We start from the raw sequence: 22,116 nt of genomic DNA, 5'->3' as shown, positions 1-22,116 counted from the left end.
AGGCTATCCGTTACCGGTCCGCATCGGACATACACAACGGCAGCCGTCTCGACCTGGCTGTCGGGCCGAACAGTGCCGGGCCGAACGGTGCCGGGGTGGCCGGCACCGGTTGCTCATCTCTTGGTTCGTCGACTGCCACCGTGCCAGTCCTGCTCCACTCCCACCTCGTCGGGAGCGACGCCGAGGCCGGGCAGCTGCGGCAGTTCGCGCAGGCTACGTTTGAGTTCGGCGAAGCCGGGGAAGCTCGCCAGCCCGACGACGTGGTCCCACAGGCGGAGGGCGTCCTCTTCGCCGGGTAGCCGGCTGATCACCGGCCCGAAGAAGGCCACGCCGTTCGGCGGCTGGAAGTGGATGATCGGCGTGCCGACGTCTCTGCCGGTCAGGCGCAGTGCCTCGTCGGTCTCCGCCTGGATGAGCGCATCGAGCGAGGGGTCGTCCAGCGCGTCCGCCACCTGCACGGGTAGGCCCGCCCGGGCCAGGATCGGCTCGAGGAAAGCCCGCGTTCCTTGCTGTTCCGGTCCGGCGGTGTTGTCGGCGTCCGGCGTGGTCTCGAATATCCACGCACCGAGCGCCCGGTACAGCGGATCCACCGCCTCGCGCCCGTGCTCCGCCCGCACTCGCGCCGCGACCCGGAGCAGCCGCAGCCCACTCGTGTGACCGGCTTCGTACTCGGGCGGGAAGTGAACGTCGTAGTCGACGTGCGCGTTGATCAGGCGCAGCGAAATGAACCGCCAGTCGACTCGGAATTCGCGCTGGGCCGCCACCAGGCGCACCCACTTGCTGGTCATCCAGGCGAACGGGCACACCGGGTCGAAGTAGAAGTGGATATCCGCATCACTCATGCCTCGTCAGGCTACGGAGTGCTCGGGCGGTCGCCGGCACAGACACCCCTCTCGTCTGAGAGATCGTCGAGCAGAGAAGATTCGGATCGCGGGGTCGACAGGCCGATCGCCTACGGCTTCACAAGTCCCGTTCGGTAGGCGATGACGACCAGTTGCGCGCGGTCGCGAGCACCGAGTTTCACCATGGCATGGCTGACGTGGGTGCGGGCGGTGGCCGGGCTGAGGCAGAGTTCGGCGCCGATCTCGTTGTTGCTCATGCCCATACCTACCAGCGTCAGGACCTCGCGTTCCCGGTCGGTGAGGACCTCGAGCCGACGATCGGCGGCCTTGTCGGCTGTGCGCTGGGTGGTGAACTGGGCGATGAGGCGGCGCGTGATGCGCGGTGCGAGCAGAGCTTCTCCGGCGGCGACCACGCGGATGCCGTGCAGGAGCTCGGCCGGACCCGCGTCTTTGAGCAGGAAGCCGCTGGCACCGGCCTGGAGGCCTTCGAAGACGTAGGCGTCGGTGTCGTAGGTCGTCAGGATGAGGATGCGTACGTATTGGAGCCCGTTGGTGGTGGCGATCTGCCGGGTGGCCTCGATGCCGTCCATCTTCGGCATACGGATATCCATGAGCACGACATCCGGGCGCAGGGCCCGGGCTTGCTCCACGGCTTCGGCGCCGGTTGCGGCTTCCCCGACCACCGTGATGCCGTCCTCGACCTCGAGGAGGATCTTGAAGCCGGACCGCACCAGATGCTCGTCGTCCACGAGTAGGACCTTGATCGGAGTGTCGCGGCCGGATGCGCCTGTCACCGGGTTCATACCGTCACCGATGCGGCCGGGGCCAAGGGCAGCCGGGCGGTGACGGCAAAGCCGCCGCCCGGGAGCGGGCCGGCGTCGAAGTCGCCGCCCAAGAGCTGACAACGCTCGCGCATCCCCACGATCCCGTGGCCGCGTGTGTCCGTGCCGGCGAACCCGGCGTCCGCACGGTCGGCGCCTCTGGCTGCTTTGTCGGTGTCCCCATCCGCACGCGGGCCGTCGTTCGTCACGCGGACTTCCACGACGTCGGGGCCGTAGTTCAGGGCGACCGCGACCCTGGTCGGTCCGACATGGCGAATCACATTGGTGATCGACTCCTGCAGGATCCGGTACACGGCGCTGCCTACCGCGCTGGGTACGGGCGGTGGGGGTGATGTCGTCTCCAACTCGACGTCGAGCCCGGCTTCGCGTGCCCTGGCGGTGAGTTCGTCGACCTGCCCGAGCCCTGGGGGTGGGAGGCGGCCGTCGTGGTCGTCGCGAAGGACCCCGAGGATGGCCCGCATCTCCTGCAGGGCCCGGGAACTGGTCTGCTCGATGGCCTCGAGCGTCTGGCGTGCTTGTTCCGGTCGCTTGTCCAGCACGTGTGCGGTGACGCCGGCTTGGACGTTGATGATGGCGATGGCGTGCGCGACGGTGTCGTGGACCTCGCGCGCGATCCGGAGCCGTTCCTCGTCGACCCGGGCGCGTGCTTCGTCCTCACGAGAGCGTTCGGCCAATTCGGCGCGCTCGAGTGCTTCTTCCGCGATGACTCTCCTCGAGCGGACGCTCTCCCCGAGGGCGGCACTCATGCCCGCGGCGCCTATCCGGAAGTACACCCAGCCGACGGCGGCTGGGGGTTCGATGTCGGTCGCGGCGATCAGCCAGACCGCGGCCAGTGCTGCGATGCCCACAACGGCCATCACCAGCGAGCGACGTCCGTCGCCGCGGGCGGTGAGGGTGTAGAGGGCCACGAACAGGCCCAGCCATCCGGGGCCGTCCGGGAAGTCGAGGGTGTAGTACACCATGCTGGCGAGCGCGGTCACGGCGAACACTGCGACTGGCCAGCGGCGGCGCAGGACCAGGACCGCGCCACCGGCGATCAACAGCAGGTAGCCGAGGTTCCCGAGGTCGGACAGGGGGCGCAGCACTGCTTCGGGCTCCCCGCTGTTGCGGACGACGGTGCCCTGGACCTGCATGACAGTGATGAATACCGCCAGCAGCACATCCTGCGCCCAGGCGGGCGGGCGGAACAACGTGACGCGATCCGGCATGGCGCGATCATATGGTTCCGGGTGGGGAAAACAACTCCCGCGAACTGCGCGGCCGCCTACGTCGAGAAGCGTGGTTGCGCGCGAGCCACCTACGTCGAACTTCGTATCCGCTGCCGCCCGCTGTCCGAGGACACCCCGTTGCCGAGACGCGACGATCGTATGCGTCCGCTCAACGACGGAGGCCTCCATGAGCGCGGCCGGAACCCGTCGTTCGACCGAAAGGATCCGCAATGCCTGTCCTCGATTTGCTTGCCGCACCGTCGATCACGCACGTCTCCGTTGTCGCTGCCGGTTACGAGCTCGGCGTCGGGCGAACCGTGCCCACCGCGGCAGCCGTGCTGGGGCTGATCAGCGCCGTCGCCGGTGGGCTGGCCCTGGCCCGATCCCGCCGCACCGGCACCGGACGAGCTCGGACGATCGTGGCCCTGGTGCTGGGACCGATCAGCGTCATCGCCGGCGGGGTGCACGGGGTCAACTCCGCCGGTGGACTCGGCACCGGCAACGGGCTCGCCGGCGCCGTCCTCGCCGTGGCGCTCGGGCTGATCGGCACGGTCCTCGGTGGGCTGGCTCTGGCCCGCTCTCGTCGCACCAGCCGATCCGGTCACGATTCCAGGCCGGTGCCCGCGTCGTGACCCCCGCCCGCTCCGTACACCGCCACCGAGTGCTGCGCGGGGCCTGGCGCCGGCTCGGCCCGGCGCAGCTGTCCGCCGCCACGGCCGCCGCCGGGCCCGGCGTTCCCCTGGTCGCAGACGGTGGCACGTGACGAATCGAGCGCGCCTGAGCCTGCGCCCACCTGGGCGCCCGCTGCCGACGCGGTGGGCCTTGTCGAGCCGGCGCGGCCCGCGTCGGGGTGGCTGCGGTGACGAGCAGGACGAGCCCTGCCGGTGACGGGGAGTATGGGCTCGCGGTGCGGTGACGTCGAGCACCGTGAGCTGGTGGCCGGGTGCGTTCTCGGTCGTGAGCGGCGGGCCAGGTGGTGCGATGGTTACCCTCGACTGATGGCGGCATTCCCGGAGTCCACGGTAGGCACGAACTCGGCGGTGGCGCGCCTCGAGAGCACCTTTGCCGACGAGTTGGCCGCCCTGGCGGTGCCGTGGCAGGGCGCTCATGCCCCCGACCCGACGTTGCTGGTGCTCAACGAGCAGCTCGCGGTGTCGCTGCGATGGGACGTGGAGGTGCTGCGGAGCGAGGTCGGGATCGGGGTGCTGTCCGGATCGACGGCGCCGGCTGGGGCCACGCCGGTCGCGATGGCGTATGCGGGACATCAGTTCGGCGGGTACGCACCCCTGCTCGGGGACGGCCGGGCGTTGCTGCTCGGCGAAGTGGTGGGCAGTGACGGTCGGCGAGTGGATCTGCACCTGAAGGGCTCGGGGCCCACGCCGTTTTCTCGGGGCGGTGACGGCTTCGCGGTCCTCGGCCCGATGCTGCGCGAATACCTGGTCAGCGAGGCCATGTATGCCCTCGGTATTCCCACGACGCGTGCGCTGGCGGTGGTCGCGACGGGCCGCCGCGTTCGCCGAGGCGGCGCCGAGCCCGGTGCCGTGCTCGCCCGGGTCGCGGCCAGTCACCTGCGGGTGGGCACCTTCGAATTCGCGGCCCGACAGGAGGGAGTCCTGCAGCGGCTCGCCGACTACGCGATCACCCGCCACTACCCGGAGTTGACCGAGCTGCCGGCGACGGGTGAGGGCAGTCGCTACCTGGCATTCTTCGAGGCGGTGGTCGAGGCGCAGGCAGCACTGGTGGCGCAGTGGATGCTCACCGGGTTCGTGCACGGGGTGATGAACACCGACAACACGACCATTTCGGGGGAGACCATCGACTTCGGTCCGTGCGCCTTCCTCGATGCGTTCGATCCGGCGGCGGTGTTCAGTTCGATCGATCACGGCGGCCGTTATGCGTTCGGCAATCAGCCCGCTGTCCTGAAGTGGAATCTGGCGCGCTTGGCGGAAACGCTGCTGCCGCTGCTCGATTCGACGCCGGATGACGCGATTGCCGCGGTGTCGGCAGTCCTCGATACCTTCGACGCGCGTTACGAGGGCCACTACGCCGCCGGGATGGCGGCCAAGCTCGGGGTGGCCGGCCCGCTCCTCGATCGAGCGCTGGTCGACGACCTGCTGAGGTTGATGGCCGAACACGGCGCCGACTGGACGGGCAGCTTCCGGGCACTCGCGGACGAACTCCGTGGGCATTCGGCGCCGCTGCACGCCCTCGTCCCGCGCGAGCACATCGGGCCGTGGGTGGATCGCTGGCGCGGCGCCCTGAGCACACAGGGGCGTGGGACAGCGCAGACCGCGGACGCGATGGACGGCGTGAACCCGCTGTACATCCCGCGCAATCATCAGCTCGATGCGGCTCTGCGTGCCGCGGCCGACGGTGAGCTCGCTGCTTTCGAGAAGCTGCTCGAGGTCGTCACGCATCCGTTCGACCGCCGTGACGAGTGGTCCGACTACACCACACCCGCCCCATCGTCGTTCAGTGCAACCTTCCGAACCTTCTGCGGCACATAACGCCCGAATACCCGCCGCTGGGCACTGCTGTGTTCGTGTCGGGGACTCCCTCGCCGGTGCTGCGCCGCCGGGAACGACGTCGGCAGACCTGGCGGAGGCACCCCCGAGGACACGGACCCAGCTGGTGCGGGGCGGGTTCAGCCGTCCCGCCCGGCGCCGCGGTCGGGGGCGCTCATGTCCCCGGTGCCGGGTATGCCTTGGGTGAGCCCGTAGCGCAGGTACACGGTGCCCGTCGGGCCGGCGACCGGCGGTGCGAGGAGGGTGAGGTTGGTGGGCACCGCGCCGGCGTCGAACACCTTCTTCCCGACGCCGAGCACGATCGGGTGCACCCAGAGGTCGAGCCGGTCGAAGAGTTTCTCGCGCAGCAGGGTCTGGACCAGGTTCAGGCTCCCGACGACCTTGACGTGCTCGTGCCGGTCCCGGATTTCGCGCACCGCGCCGGCCAGATCCGGGCCGAGTTGCGTGGATCCGGCCCAGGAGAGGTCGGGCCGGCCGCGGGAGGCCACGTACTTGGGGACGCTGTTGAAGAGCGTGGCGATCTCGTGGTCCTCGCCGCCGTCCTGGTACGGCCAGTAGGCGGCGAAGATGTCGTAGGTCCGGCGGCCGAGCAGCAGGGCGTCGGTGCCTTCGTAGGCGGCCCCGATCTGCGCGCCGGTGACCTCGTCGAGCAGGGGTGCCTGCCAGCCGCCGAACGGGAACCCTTCCGGGTCTTCGTCGGGGCCGCCGGGTGCCTGTCCGACGAGGTCGAGGGTGGTGAACAGTTCGATGTCGATCAGGCCCATGGCTCGGCTCCCGGTGAAGTGATGTGTCTCGGTTGCAAAGGTAGACCTGCGGGCGTCGGCGGACTCATCGCTGTGACGGCATCGAACTTCGTCCTCCTCGACCGGCCTCGCGGTGCATCGGTCGCCACCGGTTCTGCGGTGGGCGTCCGTGCGTTACCCGGCAGTCCGGGCTCGGCGGGCGGTGCACATCTCCTCACTCGCCTCGATCGGGGTGGGGTCGCGCAGGTCGTGCCGGAGAACGGCCGCCGGTGCGGTCGGCGGCGTCGCGCGGGCACCGTTGGGGGCAGTGCCCCAGGGGTATGGTTTCCCGACCGGGTGGTGTCGGAGAAGGGCGCTGGACAGTTTCAGCTCTTGACGTGACCGAGCAGTGTGCGAGTGATGATGTGGTGAGCTTCGGTGAGGATCGACCCGACCGCTGTCTCGCAGCTGCCGATGCCGTGGATCAGGCTTGGACTTGGCCGGCCCACCAGAGGCCGCCTTCTGCGGTGCCTCGGCGAACGTGCCGCTGCGCTGCTCGCCACCCGATGGATGGCAGTCGACAGGATCACCCTGTGCCCCAAGAGAATCGGTTCTATCATCTCGGGCCTGGTAGCCGGTCTGGTGGTCGATGGGGGTGGGGTCGTGGAAACGGTCGCGCGCCCGGGAGGCAGTGCCCGTGACGAAGTGTTTCGACCGGATTGTAAAAGGCTCTGTTGCGCAACGATTTTCGTGTGACAGCGCATGGTGCTGTAGCTGTTGGAACAACTCCGGTGCTCGAGTCCATTCGTCGATCCCTGTGTCGGCTGAGTGCGCCGACGCACGCTCCGTCGGTGGCGCGTCGACGATGAAGGCGCTCAGACTTCGACGGCGGTGCCGCAGATGCCACATTCCTCCAGCTGCCGGCGCTTCCATCGCGCGACCGGAACGAAGAACAACGTGAACTGGCTGAATTCCCGGATCCGTGCCCACTGTGTGGTGTTGTGGCAGCGCGGGCACGTTCGGGTCTGCCCGGAGCCGAGGTGTTGCCGCTTGGTGCCGTATCCGAATAGAAGGAACACCACGCCAGCATAGAGCGATGCTGAGTAGACGGTCGTCAGGTGGCAACGGTCTCGAGGGAGACCACGCGATGACCACAGCCGACGATATCGATCGGCACCAGTTGCCCGAAGACCGACTCGCCAGCCAACCCCGCCTGCCGGCGATCTGCTGTCGCCTCTTCCGCCGGCATACAGAAGCCGTGAGCCGGGTAGCCTCACGAGGACGAACATCGAGTGGAGGAAGGGCTATGACGACTGACTTCTCCGTCGGCGACCATGTCCGGTGGAACTCCGAAGCCGGATACGTCGAGGGCGTCATCATCAGGAAGCACACGAAGGACGTGGAGTTCAAGGGGCGCACACGGCGTTGCAGTGAGAGTGACCCTCAATACGAGATCAAGAGCGACAAGACCGAGCACATCGCGATGCACAAAGGCGATGCGCTGAAGAAGCTTTAGGGGGCCGGAATCCCGATGGTCACTCGAGACGAGACGAGCATCATCGACGCGGTCCGGGAGGCAGTCGCTGCCATCCCTCCGGGCTCGGTTGCCTCCTATGGCGATATCGGCACGAGAATCGGGGCGGGTCCACGGCAGGTGGGCCGAGCGATGAGCCTGCTGGACGACAACGTTCCCTGGTGGCGAGTCGTCTACGCCGACGGAACAACCGCCTCGTGTCACGGCGGTCGTGCACCGGCACTCCTGCTCGAAGAGGGCACCCCCGTGGCCGGGAAGCGGGTTGACATGCAACGCGCTCGGCAAGGATGGATGGACTGACGATCCCTGACGGTGGGTCAGCTCGAGGAGCACCGGGTGCGGCACGTCTATCGGGTGTCGGCGACGGCGCCGGTGCTCGATTCGCTCGAACAACTCGCCGCTCCGCGGCGCGGCGACGTCAGTCCGGCACGGTGATCCGGCCGTCGAGCACCGCCTGCTCGATGCTTGCGCGCAGTTGCGGGCAGCCGTCTCGCAGGGCGCCCGGGGTCGCGTCGTCCCGGAAGTTCGGGCACACCGACGCGGGGTTCTCGCACCACTGCACGCTCGTGTGGTCGAAGCTGTTCTTGCGCACCAGCACGCAGGTGCCGCACTCGCGGCACCGCACCTCGTGCAGGCCCGAATCCAGGTAGTTGATCTTGTCGATGGCGGTCTGCGCGCGGACCGCCTCGACCCGCGCGGGCTGGCCGGCGAAGTCCGGGGCCTTCGCCCACCGGCGCGCCCGGGTCGAGGGATCCATCGTCAGACCTCCGCTTCCTGCTTGCCCTGTTCCTGCTCGGCCTTCTGCCGCGCGAGGTTCTCGGCGACCTCCGCCTGCCACGCCTCGTTGGCCTTGGTGGTGTCCACCTCGTATTCGAAGCGCTGCGTCATCTTCTCGGTGACGTCGGCGACGTCGACGTAGAACTGCTCGTACCAGCGTCGCAGCTGATAGACCGGGCCGTCCTCCTCGCACAGCAGCGGGTTGTCGATCTTGGTCTTGTTCTTCCAGATCTCGACGTCCTGCAGGAAGCCCTCGCCGATGCCCTCGGTGAACTTCGCGGCGAGCTTGGCCGACATCTCGTCGGACATCCCGGTCGGCTTCTTGACGATGATGCCGTATTGCAGCACGAACGAGTCGTGGGTCACGGGGTAGTGGCAGTTGATCAGCACCGACTCGACCTCGTAGCCGCCGTAGCTGTTGGTCATCGGATTGATCATGTAGGAGGGACCGTAGTACGCCGCGAACGACTTCAGCAGCGACTCCATGCCGTACTGGGTGGACATGCCCTTGTCGGGCCGGCCGCGGGTGTTGAGGTACTGCGCGGCGACGTGCCCTTCGAAGACGTTCTTGAAGTAGGTCGGGAACGCGTAGTGGATGTAGTAGAAGTGCGCCATATCCACGACGTTGTCGATGATCTCCCGGCAGTTGGCGCCCTCGATGAGGATCGAGTTCCACGTCCAGTCGGTCCACTCGCCCGACCCGTACTGCTCGATGTCGGGGATCGTGACCTCCGGCGGCGGGGGGTTGCCCTCGGGGTCGTTCCATACGAACAGCTGCCCGTTCTTCTCCATCGTCAGCCAGGAGCGGGTGCGGGCGAGCGGCGGCACGCGACGGGCGTAGGGAATGCCGGTGCACTTGCCGTTGCCGCCCCACCGCCAGTCGTGGAAGGGGCAGGCGACGGAGTCGCCCTTGATCTCGCCCTGCGACAGGTCGCCGCCCATGTGCCGGCAGTAGGCGTCGAGGACCTTCGGGTCGCCCTGGCTGTCGGCCCAGACCACGAGCTTCGTGCCGAAGGCCTCGACGGCGTGCGGCTTGCCGTCCTTGAACGTCCTGGCGAGCCCGAGGCAGTGCCAACCCCGCGCGAAACGCGTGCGGACCTCTCCGACGTCGATCTCGCGAATCTGTGCCATTGTCCCCTCACTTCCCTTCGGTTCATCTAGTAGAACACGTTATAGAATATTGCGGCGATCCGGAAGCGATCCGGGACTTTCGTCCCACAGAAAACACGCCGACGTGCGGTGATTCCGCGGTCTCGACATGAATGGGAACGTGTTCTAGTCTCGAAGCAAGCGATCATTTCCGGAACAGACGGGAGCGTCCAGTGGGCGACCACGAGAGCCACGAGGTACTGCAGCGGATCGACGCGCTGCTGCCCGCCCTGCGGGAACGTGCACAGGAGACCGAGGATCTTCGCCGCATCCCCGACGACTCGATCAAGGCGCTGCAGGAGACGGGGTTCTTCCGGCTGCTCCAGCCGAAGCAGTGGGGCGGCTACGAGGCCGACCCGGTGCTGTTCTACACGGCTGTCCGCAACATCGCGAGCGCGTGCGGCTCCACCGGATGGGTGTCCGGGATCATCGGTGTCCACAACTGGCACCTGGCCCTGTTCTCGCAGCAGGCCCAGGAGGACGTATGGGCCGAGGACACCGACGTGCGCATCTCCTCCTCCTACGCCCCGATGGGCGCCGGCGAGGTCGTGGACGGCGGCTACCGGGTCAACGGCGCGTGGGCCTGGTCCTCCGGGTGCGACCATGCCACGTGGGTCGTCGTCGGTGGCCCGGTCCTCAAGGACGGCCGCCCCGTCGATTTCGGCAGCTTCCTGATCCCGCGCGCGGACTACGGGATCGACGACGTCTGGAACGTGGTCGGCCTGCGCGGCACCGGGTCGAACACGATCGTGGTCGAGGACGTGTTCGTGCCCCGGCACCGCTTCCTCAGCTTCAAGGCGATGAGCAACCTCACCGCCCCCGGCCTCGAGCGCAACACCGCGCCGGTCTACAAGATGCCTTGGGGCACCATCCATCCCACCACGATCTCCACGCCGATCGTCGGCATGGCCTACGGCGCCTACCGGGCCCACGTCGAGCATCAGGGCAAGCGCGTGCGCGCCGCCTACGCGGGGGAGAAGTCCAAGGACGATCCGTTCTCGAAGGTGCGGATCGCCGAGGCCTCGAGCGACATCGACGCCGCGTGGCGCCAGCTGTCCGGAAACGTCGCCGACGAGTACGCGCACCTCGTCGCCGGCGAGGAGGTCCCGATGGAACTGCGGCTGCGCGCCCGTCGCGACCAGGTCCGCGCCACCGGCCGCGCCATCGCGTCCATCGACCTGCTGTTCGAGAACTCCGGTGCCACCGCCCTCGCCAACGGCACGCCGATCCAACGGTTCTGGCGCGACGCCCACGCCGGGCGTGTCCATGCCGCCAACGACGCCGAGCGCGCCTATGTGATGTTCGGCGCCGGCGAGTTCGGTCTGCCGATCACCGACACGATGGTGTAGGGAGACCGAATTGACTGCGACGGAAGAGATCACCTACGAGTCGACGTCCCGGTTCGCTCAGGTGCGCCACGACCTGCGGCTGCACTACCACGAGGCGGGGGTCGGACACGACACCACGATCGTGTTGCTGCACGGCGGCGGTCCGGGCGCCTCCGGCTGGTCCAACTTCGCCCGCAACATCCCCGTGCTGGCCGAGCGCTTCCACGTCATCTGTGTCGACCAGCCCGGTTACGGCAAGTCCGACAAGCCCACCGAGCATCCGCAGTACTTCGTGCACAGCGCCACCGCGCTGAAGGACCTGCTCGACCACCTCGGCGTCGACGGGCGCGTGCACCTGCTCGGCAACTCGCTCGGCGGCGGTGCCGCGGTGCGGTTCGCACTGGACTTCCCGGACCGGGCCGGACGGCTCGTGTTGATGGGGCCGGGGGGATTGAGCGTCAATCTCTTCGCGCCCGACCCTACCGAGGGCGTGAAGCACCTCGGCCGGTTCGCGGCGCCGCCGGAGGGCCCGACCAGGGAGAAGCTCGAGGCGTTCCTCCGGGTGATGGTGTACGACCAGTCGCTGATCACCGAGGAGCTGGTCGAGGAACGCTTCGCCGCCGCGAGCACCCCGGAGTCGCTCGCCGCTGCGCGCGCGATGGGAAAGTCGTTCTCCGGAACGGACTTCGAGCTGGGGATGCTCTGGCGCGACGCGTACAAGCTGCGGCAGCGGGTGCTGTTGATCTGGGGCCGGGAGGACCGGGTCAATCCGCTCGACGGGGCACTCGTCGCGCTCAAGCTCATCCCCCGCGCCCAGCTGCACGTCTTCGGCGGCTGCGGGCACTGGGCCCAGCTCGAGAAGTTCGACGAGTTCAACCGCCTGACAATCGATTTCCTGACCGACCGGAGCGGTCGGGGCGAGCGAAGCGACGGGAGTGTCTGACATGGGTATCCGATCCCTCGCGTATCTGCGCATCGGCGCCACCGACATGGACGCCTGGCGCGAGTACGGGCTGAAGGTGCTCGGCATGGTGGAGGGCAAGGGTGTCCACCCGGACGCCCTGTACCTGCGGATGGACGACTTCCCGGCCCGGCTGATCATCGAGCCGCACGAGAGCGACCGGCTGCTGGTCGCGGGCTGGGAGACGGCGAACGCCGCTGAGCTGCAGGAGGTGCGCGACAACCTCGCGGCCGCCGGGGTCCCGTTCAAGGAGGGCACGGCCGAGCAGCTCGCCGACCGTCGTGTGGACGAGCTGATCGTGTTCCAGGACCCGTCCGGCAACACCCTCGAGGCGTTCCATGGGGTGGCGCTCGAGCACCGCCGCGTGGTCAGCCCGTACGGGCATCGGTTCGTCACCGGCGAGCAGGGACTCGGGCACGTCGTCCTGTCCACCCGCGACGACGAGGAGGCCCTGCACTTCTACCGCGACGTCCTCGGCTTCCGGCTGCGGGACTCGATGCGCATGCCGCCACAGATGGTGGGCCGCCCGGCCGACGGGAAACCGGCCTGGCTCCGCTTCTTCGGGTGCAACCCACGGCACCACAGCCTGGCGTTCCTGCCGATGCCCACGCCGAGTGGCATCGTGCACCTGATGATCGAGGTGGAGAACGCCGACGACGTCGGGCTGTGCCTGGACCGGGCGCTGCGCCGGAAGGTGAAGATGTCGGCGACGCTGGGCCGGCACGTCAACGACCTCATGCTCTCGTTCTACATGAAGACCCCGGGTGGCTTCGACGTCGAATTCGGCTGCGAGGGAAGGCAGGTCAAGGACGAGGAGTGGATCGCCCGGGAGTCCACAGCGGTCAGCCTGTGGGGTCACGACTTCAGCGTGGGGATGCAGCCGTGACCACCCCCGACGACGGTGGGATCGACCCCCGGGTCTTCCGGAACGTGCTGGGCCAGTTCTGCACGGGGGTCACGATCATCACCACCGTCGACGCGGGCGAGCCGGTGGGATTCGCCTGCCAGTCGTTCGCGGCGCTGTCGCTGGAGCCGCCGCTGGTTTTGTTCTGCCCGACGAGGACGTCGCGGTCGTGGTCCGCGATCGAACGATCCGGGCGCTTCTGCGTCAACGTGCTCGCGGAGGAGCAGCAGGACACGTGCGCCCGGTTCGGGTCCCGGGAGCCGGACAAGTTCGCCGGCGTCGAGTGGAGCCCGTCACCGCTCGGCTCGCCCGTCCTGACCGGATCCCTGGCGCACATCGACTGCACCGTCGAGACCGTGCACGACGGCGGCGACCACTGGGTGGTGTTCGGACGGGTGTCCTCGCTCAGCGAGGTGCGCGACGAGAAGGAGCGGCCGCTGTTGTTCTATCGCGGCCAGTACACCGGCATCGAGCCGGACAAGACCGTGCCGGCCCCCTGGCGCGACGACCTCGAGGCGTTTCTCACCAGTACCTCGGAGGACACCTGGCTCTAGGGGGCCGGCACGGCCGGCCGGACGGTTACTCGCCGGGCTGGGGCACCTGGATGCTGTCGGGCAGCTGGTCGCGGACCCGGTCGAGTTGCTGTTCGAGCTGCTCCACCATGCGGTCGTTGTTGAGCACCGTCACCACACCCGCCACGTAGGCGATCGACAGCACGAGCGAGACGATGCTGAGCACGATGCCCGCGATGGCGACGCCGCGCCCGGTCACGCCGAGGCGACGTGCCGCGCGAAGGCCCACGATGCCGAGCACGAGCCCGACGAGGGACAGCACCAGGCCCACGGGGGAGAGGACGAGCGAGAGCACGCACACCAGGGCGGCGGTGCCGACAGCGAGTGCGAGGGCGGCGGCCACACTCGTCTTGGCCGGCTTCGTCGTCACCCGCTCCTCGAAGGGAGCGGCGGCGGTGGTGGTGCGGTCCGTCACCCGGTCGTCCGTGACCACGCGCTCGCGGCCGGGAACGGGGTCGCGGCCGGGAACGGGGTCTCGGCCGGCGGCACTGGCACCGGCGGGCTCACGTTCGATCATCGTCGGTCCTCCTGGTCGGGGTGCTGGCCGGGGGCGCCCTCGTCGACGTAGTACTCGGTGGTCACGACCCGCTTGTGGAGTCGCGGGCCGGGCGAGGGGGCGCCGTGTTGCGTTGTGTCACCGGTGCCACCGGGATGCGACGGTGTGGCCGACGGCGGAGCCGAGGTGGACACACCCGGCGCGCCTCCCTGCGGCGTCCGATGGGACTCCGGCGTCCGGTCGGTGTCCCGCAGCCGATCGGCGTCGGATGTCCGGTCGGTGTCCGGCGTCCGGTCGGTGTCGCGCAGCCGATCGGCGTCGGGCGTCCGGTCGACGTCCGGTGCACGACCGGTGTCGGTGTCGGTATCCGCCCTGTCGTAGTAGCGGTAGAGCTGCGTCTCCTCCTCGGGGGTGAGACGGCCGTCCTCGTCGATGTTCGGGGCGCCGGTCACCGTGTCCTTGTCGAACGGCAGACGGACGTCCTTGCCGTCCAGCTCGGCGACGTCGATCGGCACGAAATGCCGACGGGTGCCGAACAGGCCGGTGACGACGGTGATCCAAGCAGGGTTCCCGGTGCGGTTGTCGAGGTAGACCTCGCCGACCTTGCCGAGCTTGTCGCCGCCGGGTCCGTAGACGGTGGCGCCGACAAGTGCATCGATGTCGCTGTTGTTGATCATGGTGACCTCACCGATCGATTGTGTCTTCGAGTCGGTGGGTGCCCGCTGCGACGGGCGCCGAAACCCGAAGGCCGGATCAGATCGGTTCGGCGTCTCCGAAGGTCATCTGCAGGCGGGGGATCGACGAGGTGAGCAGCGCGCGCCGGGGCAGCCCCAGCGCGCGCAGTTCGCCGGCGATGGGGTGGGTTCCGAGGCGCAGGGTGGCACCGCCGACGCGGCTGCGCACGCCGGCGGGATTCATCGCCCATCCGGTGCGCCGGGTGATCCCGTCCAGATGGGAGTAGGCCGTGACGGAGGCGGCGGCACCACGCCCGGGAACCGCGAGGCCCGGGCGCACCGACAGTTCCGCGATCAGCTGCCCGTCCCGGCTCACCGACGCGCGCTTGACGGCGCCGGCGTGGTCGGCGTCGAAGTCGGCGAGGATCTTGGGGAACCCCCAGATTCCCCGTCCTGCCGCCAGGGTGAACTCGCCGTCGACGGGCAGTTGATGGATCAGGGCACCGGCGCCGCCGCGGGCGAGTTCCCGCAGATCCTGCAGCATGGTACCGCCGCGCCGGCGATGGTCACGAACGAGGAAGCACACGCCGAACTCGTTGTAGGGTCCGAGATCTCCGTCGACGTAGTCCACGAACACCAGGATGCAGATACCGCGCCCCGGGCGGTGGTGCAGCAGTTCGAGTCCCGTGTGATCGATCAGGGCCCGAGCCGGGGCGGCGGGCACCGAGTACATCGCCATGAATGCCGTCGCGGTCCGAATCCGCACCGGCATCTCGATCGGGGTGCCCGAGATCATGTGTGTCGTCACGTCCTGCCCCTCTGCGCGAACCGATCGCGAACCCGCGACCGGCCGGGTCCTGAATGAGAACGTGTTCTACTATTCGTGCTGCGTCCTGGAAGCGCAAGGTGATCGGCGAATACGCCCGGAAACGGGCAGCCGCGTGCCGAGGGGCGCGGCTGCCCGTGCGGGGATCGTCCGTCAGTCCGGCGCGCCGATGTTCATCTCGTCCGGGTGCATGCCGACGCGCGTGCCGTCGTCGAGGGTCGCGATCTCGCTCAGGTCGAGGTCGTCGAGTTCGAAGTCGAACACGTCGAAGTTCTGCGCGATCCGCGCGTCGTGGACCGACTTCGGAATCACGATCAGGCCGTTCTGCAGGTGCCAGCGGATCAGCACCTGGGCCGCGGACTTGCTGTGCCGGTCCGCGATGCGCGTGATGATCGGATCGATCAGCAGCGTGTTCGGCTTGGAATCGCGCCCCCACCCGGAATTGCTGGTACCGCCCAGCGGGCTCCACGATTCGACGGCGATACCGTGGTCGGCCGCGAAGGCGCGGATCTCCTGCTGGGGCAGGTGCGGGTGCAGCTCCACCTGGTCCACGGCGGGCAGCATGCCGCCGCGATCGACGAGCAGCTGCAGGTGGTGCGGCTCGAAGTTGCACACGCCGATCGCCTTTGCCCGGCCGGACCCGGCGATCTTCTCGAGTGCGTCCCAGGTGCGCAGCAACCGGTCGTTGTCCTGCAACGGCCAGTGGATCAGGTACAGGTCGACGTAGTCCGTGCCCAGGCGGCGGAGGCTCTCGTCGAACGCCTGCAGTGCCCGGTCGTAGCCCTGGTCGGCATTCCACAGCTTCGTGGTGAGGAAGACGTCCTCCCGCGGGACCGCGGAGGCCGCGATACCGCGCCCGACGCCCTCCTCGTTCCCGTACGCGGCGGCGGTGTCGATGTGCCGGTAGCCGGCCTCGTCGAGGGCGAAGCGCACGGCGTGTTCGGTCTGCTCGTTGGTGGCCTGCCAGACTCCCAGGCCGAGCTGCGGGATGGTGGTTCCGGAATTCAGCGTGATCACGGGAGTGCTCATCGTCCCAGGCTAACGACTGCCGGATCGCCCCGCGGCCCGAGCGAATGTACCCCTCACTCGATCAGGCCGACGCGATGGTTCATTCGCTCGGGCACGCGGGCGTCACATTCCGATCGCGGCCAGGAACTCGCGCGGCTGCCCGAACAGCTGGGCGGTGCCGTGGGCGCGCTTGAAGTACAGCTGCGCGTCGTGTTCCCACGTGATGGCGATGCCCCCGTGCAACTGGATCGTCTCCGCGGCCACCTGCTCGAACGCCTCCGAGCAGTACACCTTCGCCGCATACGCGTCCTGCGTATCCTGCGACAGCGCCGCCGCGTACGACATCGAGCGCGCGGTCTCCACCAGCGCGTACATGTCGGCCATGCGGTGCTTGAGCGCCTGGAAGGACCCGATGACGCGGCCGAACTGCTTGCGGTTCTTTGTGTACTCCACGGTCAGATCCAGCGCGGCCTGTGCCGCACCGACCTGCTCGGCCGACAGCGCGATCAGCGCGACGGTGCGCAACCGGTCCACGAGATCCGCCGGGCTCGCGAGCGGCCGTCCGGTCACCCCGTCGAACCGCACCTGCGCGAGGCTGCGGGTCGGGTCCATCGTCGGCACCCGGCGCCGGGTCACGCCGGTCGCGTGCGGATCCACCTCGAACAGGGCGACGGCGTCCCCGTCGCGCGCGAGCACCAGCAGGGTGCTCGCGACGTCTCCGCCGAGCACGTAGTGCGCGGTGCCGTCGAGCCGGTCGCCGGTCGCGGTCACCCCCGGCGACGACCAGCCCGCCGCCGAGGCCCAGCACACGGCCGCGATCTCCCCGGCGGCGATGCCCGGCAGCAGCCGCGCGCATGCTTCGGTGTCGCCGGACAGCAGCAGCGCCTGCGCCGCGAGCACCGCCGAGCCGAGCATCGGTGACGGCGTCAGTGTCCGGCCGAGTTCCTCGAGCACGACGTGGGTCTCGGCGAGCGAGGCGCCCACGCCGTCGTAGTCCTCGGGCACGGCGAGCGCCGCCACCCCGATCTGCTCGACCATCCGCTCCCACAGGCCGGCGTCGTAGCCCTCGGGCGCGGTGATCGCCTTGCGCACCGCCGACGAGTCGGAGTGCTTGGCGAGCAGGTTGCGCACCGACTCGCGCAGCGCGGCGCGGTCCTCGGTTTCGAACGTCACGACGCCTCCAGCGCGTCGACGATCCGCGCCCGGTGCACGTCGGGCGTGCCCCATGCGGTGACGAGGGCGCGGACCTTCGTCAGCCACAGCGACAGATCGTGTTCCCGGGTGTAGCCGATGGCGCCGTGCACCTGCAGCGCGGTCCGGGCCGCACGGTAGGCGGCGTCGCCGCATGCGACCTTGGCGGCAGAGACGTCCCGCGACGCCTGCGGCAGCCCGTCGCGCACCGACAGCGCCGCGCCGTGCAGCAGCGGCCGGGCCATCTCCAGCGCGACGGCCACCTCGGCGAGGTGGTGCTTGACGGCCTGGAAGGAGCCGATGGCCCGGCCGAACTGCCGGCGCTGCTGCGCGTACTCGGTGGTGCGCTCGAGCAGCGTCCGGCCGAGCCCCTGCAGCTGCGCCGCGGTGGCGAGCGCGCCGAGGTCGAACGCGGCGCCGAAGTCGGCTTCACCCAACGACTCTCCCGCCGAGACGGGGAACAGCCGGCGGGCCGGGTCGACGGACTCGCGCGGCTGCCCGGGGGTGCCGACGGACACGGCTGAGCCGTCGACGTGCAGCACCAGGTCGGCGATGTCGGCGTCGACCGCGAACGGCACGTCCGGAGCGGCGGCGACTGTCGCGAGCGCGCCGGAGGTCAGGGCCGGCAACCGGTCCGGCGCCGCGGCCGCGAGCAGCACCGGGGCGACGGCGACGGTGTCGACGACCGGGCCCGGCACGGCGTGGCGGCCGAGTTGTTCGACGGCGACGACGAGGTCGACCGCGTCGGCACCCACGCCGTCGTGGTCCTCGCCGACGAGCAGGCCGCCGAGCCCGATCTCGGCGAGACGCTGCCACACCTTCAGACCGGGGCCGGTGTCGCCGGCGCTCCACGCGCGGATCACGGCCGGCATGTCGGACTTGGCGAGCAGCGCATCGATACTGGACGCGAAGTCCTCGTGGGAGGAGTCGAGCGCGAATCTCATCGGTCGCCCTTCGGGAGGCCGAGCAGGCGCTCGGCGATGACGTTCTTCTGGATTTCGTTGGTGCCGGCGTAGATCGGGCCGGACAGCGAGAACAGGTAGCCGTCCGTCCAGCCGTCGACCAGCTCGGCGGCGGCGCCCTGCAGATCGAGCGCCGTCTCGTGGGCGGCGATGTCCCACTCCGACCAGAACACCTTGTTGATGGACGACTCCGCGCCGAGCTGCCCGCTGTCCTGCAATCGCGTGACCGTGCCCCAGGTGGACAACTCGTAGGCGCGCGCGCCGATCCAGGTGTCGGCGACGCGGTTGCGCAGGGCCGCGTCGCCGTGCAGATCCGACGACTTGTACAGCTGCAGCAGCCGGTCGGCGGTGGCGAGGAACCGCCCGGGGGAGCGCAGCGACAGGCCGCGCTCGTTGGAGGCGGTGCTCATCGCGACCCGCCAGCCCTCGTTCACGCCGCCGATGACCCCGGACGCGCCGGGGTCGGCGGGGTCGTCGGGCACGAACACGTCCTCGAGGAAGATCTCGGCGAAGCCGGGCTCGCCGTCGAGCTGGTCGATGGGCCGGACGGTGACGCCCTCCGCGCGCAGGTCGAACATGAAGTACGTGATGCCCTTGTGCCGCTGCGCTTCCGGGTCGGAGCGGAACAGGCCGAAGCCCATGTCCGCGAAGGACGCCCGGGAGCTCCACGTCTTCTGCCCGTTGAGCAGCCAGCCGCCGTCGACGCGGGTGGCCGTCGAGCGCAGCGACGCGAGGTCGCTGCCGGACTCGGGTTCGGACCAGGCCTGTGCCCAGATGTCGTCGGCGCGCGCCATGCGGGGCATGATGCGGGCGAGCTGGTCGGGGTGGGCGTGCTCGAACAGGGTGGGGGCGAGCAGGAAGATGCCGTTCTGGCTGACGCGTCCGGGTGCCCCGGCGCGGTAGTACTCCTCCTCGAACACCACCCACTGCAGCAGCGAGGCGTCGCGGCCGCCGAGTTCCTCGGGCCAGGACACCACGGACAGCCGGGCGTCGGCGAGGGTGCGTTCCCACCGCCGGTGCTCTTCGAAGCCCTCCGCGGTGTCCATCGACTTCAGTGGGGTCTGCGGGACGTGCTCGGCGAGGAACGCGCGGACCTCGTCGCGGAAGGCGAGGGTTGCGTCGTCGAACTCGAGATCCACTACTTCGCTCCGTCCTGGGCCGTGGGGCCCGCGTTGCTCGCGGGGGAGGGGCGGGCGCTCGCCGCCATCGACTTGGCGTTCATGCCGCCGAGGGAGTCGGTGCCGACCTCGGCGTTGTGGGCGTGGGCGAAGTGGTGCAGGCCGAACACCGAGTCCATGCCGTTCCGCATGCCCATCTGGTCCTCGCACTGGTTGACGGCGCGCTTGGTCAGGGCCAGGCCGAACCGCGGCATTTCGGCGATACGCGCGGCCAGGGCGAGGGTCTCCTCCTCGAGCTTCTCGCGCGGCACGACGCGGTTGACCATGCCGACCTCGTATGCGCGCTGGGCGCCGAAGCGGTCGCCGGTGTAGAGGATCTCCTTGGCGAAGCGGGTGCCGAGGACCCACGGGTGGGCGAAGTACTCCACTCCGGGAATGCCCATGCGCACCACGGGATCGGAGAAGAACGCATCCTCCGACGCGACGATCAGGTCGCACACCCAGGCGAGCATGAGGCCGCCGGCGATGCACGCGCCCTGCACCATCGCGATCGTCGGCTTGGGGATCTCCCGCCAGCGGCGGCACATGCTCAGGTACACCTCCATCTCGCGGGCGTAGCGCTGGTCGCCGCCGGGCTTGTCGACGTGGTCCCACCACATGACGGCCTTGTTGTCGTAGTGCACGTGGTGATCACGCCCGGGGGTCCCCAGGTCGTGGCCGGCGGAGAAGTGCTTGCCGTTGCCGGCGAGCACGATCACCTTCACCTCGTCGTCCTCGACGGCCCGTTCGAACGCGGCGTCGAGGGCGTAGGTCATCACCGAGTTCTGCGCGTTGCGGTAGTCCGGCCGGTTGAGGGTGACGATCGCGACGCCGTCGCGCACCTCGTAGGTGACGACGTCGGGTTCGTAGGGGACGGTCATGACTTCTCCTCACGCAGAATGTTTTTCAGAACCTTGCCGGACGGGTTGCGGGGCAGGTGCCCGGTGAAGCGGACCGAGCGGGGCACCTTGAAGTTGGCCAGCTTCTCCTTGCAGAACGCGATCACGGCCTCCTCGGTCAGGCCGCTGCCCTCGAGGGCGACGACGTACGCGCGGCCGACCTCGCCCATGCGCTCGTCGGGCACACCGATGACCGCGACCTCGTGCACGCCGGGCAGGCGCATCAGCGCCGCCTCGATCTCGGCGGGATAGACGTTGAACCCGCCGCTGATGTACATGTCCTTGAGCCGGTCGGTGATGTCGAGGTAGCCGCGTTCGTCGAGGGTGCCCACGTCGCCGGTGTGCAGCCAGCCGTCGGCGTCGATCGTCTTGGCGGTGGCCTCCGGGTCGTCGAGGTAGCCGAGCATCACGTTGGGGCCCCGCAGCAGGATCTCGCCCTTGTCGCCGATGCGGACCTCGAAGCCGGCGGTGGCGCGGCCGGAGGAGGTGGAGACGGTGACGGGATCGTCGTCGGTGCGGCACATCGTCGCGACCACGGCCTCGGTCTGCCCGTACGCGGTGAGCACCGCGTCGAAGCTCAGTTCGTTCTGCATGCGTTCGACGAGCGCGACGGGCACGGGTGCGGCCCCGGTGACCGCGATCCGCAGGGACGACATGTCGAATTCGTCGCGGCGGGGGTGGTCGAGGATGCTCTGGTAGATCGTCGGCGCCCCGGGCAGCACGCTGATCCGCCGGTCGGCGACGGTGGCCATCACCTTCTCGACGTCGAACACCGCCATCGGCACGACGGTGCTGCCCGCGAGCAGCGCCGCGACGAAACCGGCCTTGTATCCGAAGCTGTGGAAGAACGGGTTGATGACGAGATAGTTGTCGTCCGGCGTGAGTTCGGCGCAGTCCGCCCACGCCCGGGCGACCCCGATCAGCTGCCGGTGGGCGCTGAGCACACCCTTGCTGCGCCCGGTGGTGCCGGAGGTGAACAGGATGTCGGAGACGTCGTCGGGGGAGACGGCCCGCGCGCGGGCGTCGGCTTCGGCGCGCGCGTCCTCCGTCGCCGAGGCCAGGAACTCGTCCCAGTCCACCACGCCGTCGGCGGGGGCATCGGTCCCACCCAGCGGGACCCGCACGACGGTGGGAAGGTGCAGTTCCGGCGCCGCGGCGCGCAGGGCCGCGTACCGGTCGGTGCCGAGGAAGTCCCCGGCAACGACGAGGGCGCCGGCGTCGATCCGGTCGAGGATGTCGTGCGCCTCGTCGCCGGTGTATCGGGTGTTGACGGGGACGACGATGCCGCCGGCCCAGTGGATCCCGAGCGCGGCGACGATCCAGTGGTGCGTGTTGGGCGACCAGATCGCGACGCGTGCGCCGGGCCCGACGCCGTGGGCGACGAGGGCGGCGGCGAATTCGCGGACGTGGTCGCGCAGTTGTGCGAACGTCGGTTGCACGTCGCCGTCGACGATCGCGGTCCGGTCGGCGTGCGCCGATGCGGCGCGTTCGAGGGCCGCCGGTGTGGTTCTCGGTTGTGCGGTCACGGAGCTCCCTACC

The 22,116-nt window shown here is 69.4% G+C and carries 26 protein-coding genes; 9 read left to right on the top strand and 17 right to left on the bottom strand.

From position 1 onward, the window contains the following. Window positions 1-113: 113 nt before the first annotated feature. From OCS65_RS25325 to OCS65_RS25315, 3 genes are all read right to left on the bottom strand, one after another. On the bottom strand, window positions 114-842 hold the full coding sequence (locus tag OCS65_RS25325) for a mycothiol-dependent nitroreductase Rv2466c family protein (protein ID WP_043797534.1): 729 nt from the start codon (window positions 840-842) through the stop codon (window positions 114-116). Window positions 843-952: 110 nt separating this feature from the next. Continuing rightward, window positions 953-1,645: a response regulator gene (locus tag OCS65_RS25320; protein ID WP_185713888.1), complete on the bottom strand. Its 693-nt coding sequence runs from the start codon at window positions 1,643-1,645 to the stop codon at window positions 953-955. Then, on the bottom strand, window positions 1,642-2,892 hold the full coding sequence (locus tag OCS65_RS25315; RefSeq protein WP_231772023.1) for a sensor histidine kinase: 1,251 nt from the start codon (window positions 2,890-2,892) through the stop codon (window positions 1,642-1,644). Before OCS65_RS25315 ends, OCS65_RS25320 begins: the two co-directional genes overlap by 4 nt. A gap of 230 nt (window positions 2,893-3,122) precedes the next feature. Here OCS65_RS25315 and OCS65_RS25310 point away from each other — a divergent pair, with 230 nt between their 5' ends. Further along, entirely contained in the window at window positions 3,123-3,524 is a 402-nt protein-coding gene (locus OCS65_RS25310; protein WP_050034562.1) for a DUF6223 family protein, read from the top strand. Window positions 3,525-3,890: 366 nt separating this feature from the next. Then, window positions 3,891-5,399 (top strand): protein adenylyltransferase SelO, encoded by a 1,509-nt coding sequence (locus OCS65_RS25305; RefSeq protein WP_168579057.1) that lies wholly within the window; start codon window positions 3,891-3,893, stop codon window positions 5,397-5,399. Between the two features lie 137 nt (window positions 5,400-5,536). On the opposite strand, the gene OCS65_RS25300 is transcribed toward OCS65_RS25305, so the two are convergent. The 3 genes from OCS65_RS25300 to OCS65_RS25285 form a co-directional block, all read right to left on the bottom strand. After that, on the bottom strand, window positions 5,537-6,181 hold the full coding sequence (locus tag OCS65_RS25300; protein WP_263507997.1) for a dihydrofolate reductase family protein: 645 nt from the start codon (window positions 6,179-6,181) through the stop codon (window positions 5,537-5,539). A gap of 833 nt (window positions 6,182-7,014) precedes the next feature. Further along, window positions 7,015-7,221 (bottom strand): zinc-ribbon domain-containing protein, encoded by a 207-nt coding sequence (locus OCS65_RS25290; protein ID WP_037200466.1) that lies wholly within the window; start codon window positions 7,219-7,221, stop codon window positions 7,015-7,017. A gap of 32 nt (window positions 7,222-7,253) precedes the next feature. Beyond that, window positions 7,254-7,388, bottom strand: coding sequence for a hypothetical protein (locus OCS65_RS25285; RefSeq protein ID WP_006937738.1), 135 nt, complete (start codon window positions 7,386-7,388; stop codon window positions 7,254-7,256). A gap of 57 nt (window positions 7,389-7,445) precedes the next feature. On the opposite strand from OCS65_RS25285, the gene OCS65_RS25280 reads away from it, so the two are divergent. The 3 genes from OCS65_RS25280 to OCS65_RS25270 are packed head-to-tail and all read left to right on the top strand — an operon-like array spanning window position 7,446 to window position 8,108. Beyond that, window positions 7,446-7,655: a hypervirulence associated TUDOR domain-containing protein gene (locus tag OCS65_RS25280; RefSeq protein WP_006937741.1), complete on the top strand. Its 210-nt coding sequence runs from the start codon at window positions 7,446-7,448 to the stop codon at window positions 7,653-7,655. A 15-nt stretch (window positions 7,656-7,670) separates the two neighbouring features. Then, window positions 7,671-7,973, top strand: coding sequence for an MGMT family protein (locus OCS65_RS25275; RefSeq protein WP_263507992.1), 303 nt, complete (start codon window positions 7,671-7,673; stop codon window positions 7,971-7,973). Between the two features lie 12 nt (window positions 7,974-7,985). Beyond that, complete coding sequence (locus OCS65_RS25270; RefSeq protein ID WP_006937749.1) at window positions 7,986-8,108, top strand: hypothetical protein; 123 nt, start codon at window positions 7,986-7,988, stop codon at window positions 8,106-8,108. Here the strand turns inward: OCS65_RS25270 and OCS65_RS25265 are convergent. Continuing rightward, window positions 8,092-8,430, bottom strand: coding sequence for a hypothetical protein (locus OCS65_RS25265; RefSeq protein WP_006937751.1), 339 nt, complete (start codon window positions 8,428-8,430; stop codon window positions 8,092-8,094). The two genes, OCS65_RS25270 and OCS65_RS25265, sit on opposite strands and share 17 nt — an antisense overlap. A 2-nt stretch (window positions 8,431-8,432) precedes the next feature. After that, the gene (locus OCS65_RS25260; RefSeq protein ID WP_029540927.1) at window positions 8,433-9,581 is read right to left on the bottom strand and encodes a 3-ketosteroid-9-alpha-monooxygenase, oxygenase component; all 1,149 of its coding nucleotides are present in this window, start codon (window positions 9,579-9,581) and stop codon (window positions 8,433-8,435) included. A gap of 191 nt (window positions 9,582-9,772) precedes the next feature. Here OCS65_RS25260 and hsaA point away from each other — a divergent pair, with 191 nt between their 5' ends. Genes hsaA through hsaB form a run of 4 tightly spaced genes read left to right on the top strand, consistent with a single transcriptional unit; the run spans window position 9,773 to window position 13,346 of the window. After that, window positions 9,773-10,948 carry a 3-hydroxy-9,10-secoandrosta-1,3,5(10)-triene-9,17-dione monooxygenase oxygenase subunit gene (gene hsaA, locus OCS65_RS25255; protein WP_006937755.1) on the top strand — a complete coding sequence of 392 codons (1,176 nt, stop codon included), beginning with the start codon at window positions 9,773-9,775 and terminating at the stop codon, window positions 10,946-10,948. A 10-nt stretch (window positions 10,949-10,958) separates the two neighbouring features. Then, window positions 10,959-11,870, top strand: a complete 912-nt coding sequence (gene hsaD / locus OCS65_RS25250; RefSeq protein ID WP_050034566.1) for a 4,5:9,10-diseco-3-hydroxy-5,9,17-trioxoandrosta-1(10),2-diene-4-oate hydrolase — start codon at window positions 10,959-10,961, stop codon at window positions 11,868-11,870. Between the two features lies 1 nt (window position 11,871). Further along, on the top strand, window positions 11,872-12,774 hold the full coding sequence (gene hsaC / locus OCS65_RS25245) for an iron-dependent extradiol dioxygenase HsaC (RefSeq protein ID WP_006937760.1): 903 nt from the start codon (window positions 11,872-11,874) through the stop codon (window positions 12,772-12,774). After that, window positions 12,771-13,346, top strand: a complete 576-nt coding sequence (gene hsaB, locus OCS65_RS25240; protein ID WP_029540935.1) for a 3-hydroxy-9,10-secoandrosta-1,3,5(10)-triene-9,17-dione monooxygenase reductase subunit — start codon at window positions 12,771-12,773, stop codon at window positions 13,344-13,346. The genes hsaC and hsaB overlap by 4 nt, the downstream gene beginning before the upstream one ends. Window positions 13,347-13,371: 25 nt before the next feature. On the opposite strand, the gene OCS65_RS25235 is transcribed toward hsaB, so the two are convergent. From OCS65_RS25235 to fadD3, 9 genes are all read right to left on the bottom strand, one after another. Further along, complete coding sequence (locus tag OCS65_RS25235; RefSeq protein WP_029540940.1) at window positions 13,372-13,881, bottom strand: DUF4190 domain-containing protein; 510 nt, start codon at window positions 13,879-13,881, stop codon at window positions 13,372-13,374. Next, complete coding sequence (locus tag OCS65_RS25230; RefSeq protein WP_029540942.1) at window positions 13,878-14,537, bottom strand: PRC-barrel domain-containing protein; 660 nt, start codon at window positions 14,535-14,537, stop codon at window positions 13,878-13,880. The genes OCS65_RS25235 and OCS65_RS25230 overlap by 4 nt, the downstream gene beginning before the upstream one ends. 76 nt (window positions 14,538-14,613) lie before the next feature. Further along, window positions 14,614-15,330 (bottom strand): acetoacetate decarboxylase family protein, encoded by a 717-nt coding sequence (locus tag OCS65_RS25225; protein WP_037200473.1) that lies wholly within the window; start codon window positions 15,328-15,330, stop codon window positions 14,614-14,616. A 183-nt stretch (window positions 15,331-15,513) separates the two neighbouring features. Further along, entirely contained in the window at window positions 15,514-16,389 is an 876-nt protein-coding gene (locus OCS65_RS25220; protein ID WP_029540948.1) for an aldo/keto reductase, read from the bottom strand. 102 nt (window positions 16,390-16,491) lie between these two features. Beyond that, window positions 16,492-17,541 carry an acyl-CoA dehydrogenase family protein gene (locus OCS65_RS25215; RefSeq protein ID WP_263507987.1) on the bottom strand — a complete coding sequence of 350 codons (1,050 nt, stop codon included), beginning with the start codon at window positions 17,539-17,541 and terminating at the stop codon, window positions 16,492-16,494. Continuing rightward, window positions 17,538-18,503 (bottom strand): acyl-CoA dehydrogenase family protein, encoded by a 966-nt coding sequence (locus OCS65_RS25210; protein ID WP_006937774.1) that lies wholly within the window; start codon window positions 18,501-18,503, stop codon window positions 17,538-17,540. The genes OCS65_RS25215 and OCS65_RS25210 overlap by 4 nt, the downstream gene beginning before the upstream one ends. Continuing rightward, window positions 18,500-19,660, bottom strand: a complete 1,161-nt coding sequence (locus OCS65_RS25205) for an acyl-CoA dehydrogenase family protein (RefSeq protein ID WP_263507985.1) — start codon at window positions 19,658-19,660, stop codon at window positions 18,500-18,502. The genes OCS65_RS25210 and OCS65_RS25205 overlap by 4 nt, the downstream gene beginning before the upstream one ends. Then, window positions 19,660-20,559 (bottom strand): enoyl-CoA hydratase, encoded by a 900-nt coding sequence (locus OCS65_RS25200; protein ID WP_006937776.1) that lies wholly within the window; start codon window positions 20,557-20,559, stop codon window positions 19,660-19,662. The genes OCS65_RS25205 and OCS65_RS25200 overlap by 1 nt, the downstream gene beginning before the upstream one ends. Beyond that, on the bottom strand, window positions 20,556-22,103 hold the full coding sequence (gene fadD3 / locus OCS65_RS25195; RefSeq protein WP_029540963.1) for a 3-[(3aS,4S,7aS)-7a-methyl-1,5-dioxo-octahydro-1H-inden-4-yl]propanoyl:CoA ligase: 1,548 nt from the start codon (window positions 22,101-22,103) through the stop codon (window positions 20,556-20,558). Before fadD3 ends, OCS65_RS25200 begins: the two co-directional genes overlap by 4 nt. Between the last annotated feature and the right edge of the window lie 13 nt (window positions 22,104-22,116).

The organism is Rhodococcus aetherivorans, from assembly GCF_025722975.1.
Taxonomy (GTDB): Bacteria; Actinomycetota; Actinomycetes; order Mycobacteriales; family Mycobacteriaceae; genus Rhodococcus; species Rhodococcus aetherivorans.
The sequence above is the reverse complement of the archived record's forward strand: the minus strand, read 5'-3'. Positions and strand labels throughout refer to the sequence as shown.

Bases quoted from the DNA above. Each gene is read 5' to 3' on its own strand.
- OCS65_RS25280 (WP_006937741.1), top strand. From the start codon at position 7,446: ATGACGACTGACTTCTCCGTCGGCGACCATGTCCGGTGGAACTCCGAA.
- hsaC (WP_006937760.1), top strand. From the start codon at position 11,872: ATGGGTATCCGATCCCTCGCGTATCTGCGCATCGGCGCCACCGACATG.
- OCS65_RS25225 (WP_037200473.1), bottom strand. From the start codon at position 15,330: ATGATCTCGGGCACCCCGATCGAGATGCCGGTGCGGATTCGGACCGCG.
- OCS65_RS25275 (WP_263507992.1), top strand. From the start codon at position 7,671: ATGGTCACTCGAGACGAGACGAGCATCATCGACGCGGTCCGGGAGGCA.
- OCS65_RS25310 (WP_050034562.1), top strand. From the start codon at position 3,123: ATGCCTGTCCTCGATTTGCTTGCCGCACCGTCGATCACGCACGTCTCC.
- OCS65_RS25320 (WP_185713888.1), bottom strand. From the start codon at position 1,645: ATGAACCCGGTGACAGGCGCATCCGGCCGCGACACTCCGATCAAGGTC.
- OCS65_RS25305 (WP_168579057.1), top strand. From the start codon at position 3,891: ATGGCGGCATTCCCGGAGTCCACGGTAGGCACGAACTCGGCGGTGGCG.
- OCS65_RS25325 (WP_043797534.1), bottom strand. From the start codon at position 842: ATGAGTGATGCGGATATCCACTTCTACTTCGACCCGGTGTGCCCGTTC.
- OCS65_RS25265 (WP_006937751.1), bottom strand. From the start codon at position 8,430: ATGGATCCCTCGACCCGGGCGCGCCGGTGGGCGAAGGCCCCGGACTTC.
- OCS65_RS25300 (WP_263507997.1), bottom strand. From the start codon at position 6,181: ATGGGCCTGATCGACATCGAACTGTTCACCACCCTCGACCTCGTCGGA.
- OCS65_RS25260 (WP_029540927.1), bottom strand. From the start codon at position 9,581: ATGGCACAGATTCGCGAGATCGACGTCGGAGAGGTCCGCACGCGTTTC.
- OCS65_RS25285 (WP_006937738.1), bottom strand. From the start codon at position 7,388: ATGCCGGCGGAAGAGGCGACAGCAGATCGCCGGCAGGCGGGGTTGGCT.
- OCS65_RS25230 (WP_029540942.1), bottom strand. From the start codon at position 14,537: ATGATCAACAACAGCGACATCGATGCACTTGTCGGCGCCACCGTCTAC.
- OCS65_RS25235 (WP_029540940.1), bottom strand. From the start codon at position 13,881: ATGATCGAACGTGAGCCCGCCGGTGCCAGTGCCGCCGGCCGAGACCCC.
- OCS65_RS25200 (WP_006937776.1), bottom strand. From the start codon at position 20,559: ATGACCGTCCCCTACGAACCCGACGTCGTCACCTACGAGGTGCGCGAC.
- OCS65_RS25220 (WP_029540948.1), bottom strand. From the start codon at position 16,389: ATGAGCACTCCCGTGATCACGCTGAATTCCGGAACCACCATCCCGCAG.
- OCS65_RS25315 (WP_231772023.1), bottom strand. From the start codon at position 2,892: ATGCCGGATCGCGTCACGTTGTTCCGCCCGCCCGCCTGGGCGCAGGAT.
- OCS65_RS25210 (WP_006937774.1), bottom strand. From the start codon at position 18,503: ATGAGATTCGCGCTCGACTCCTCCCACGAGGACTTCGCGTCCAGTATC.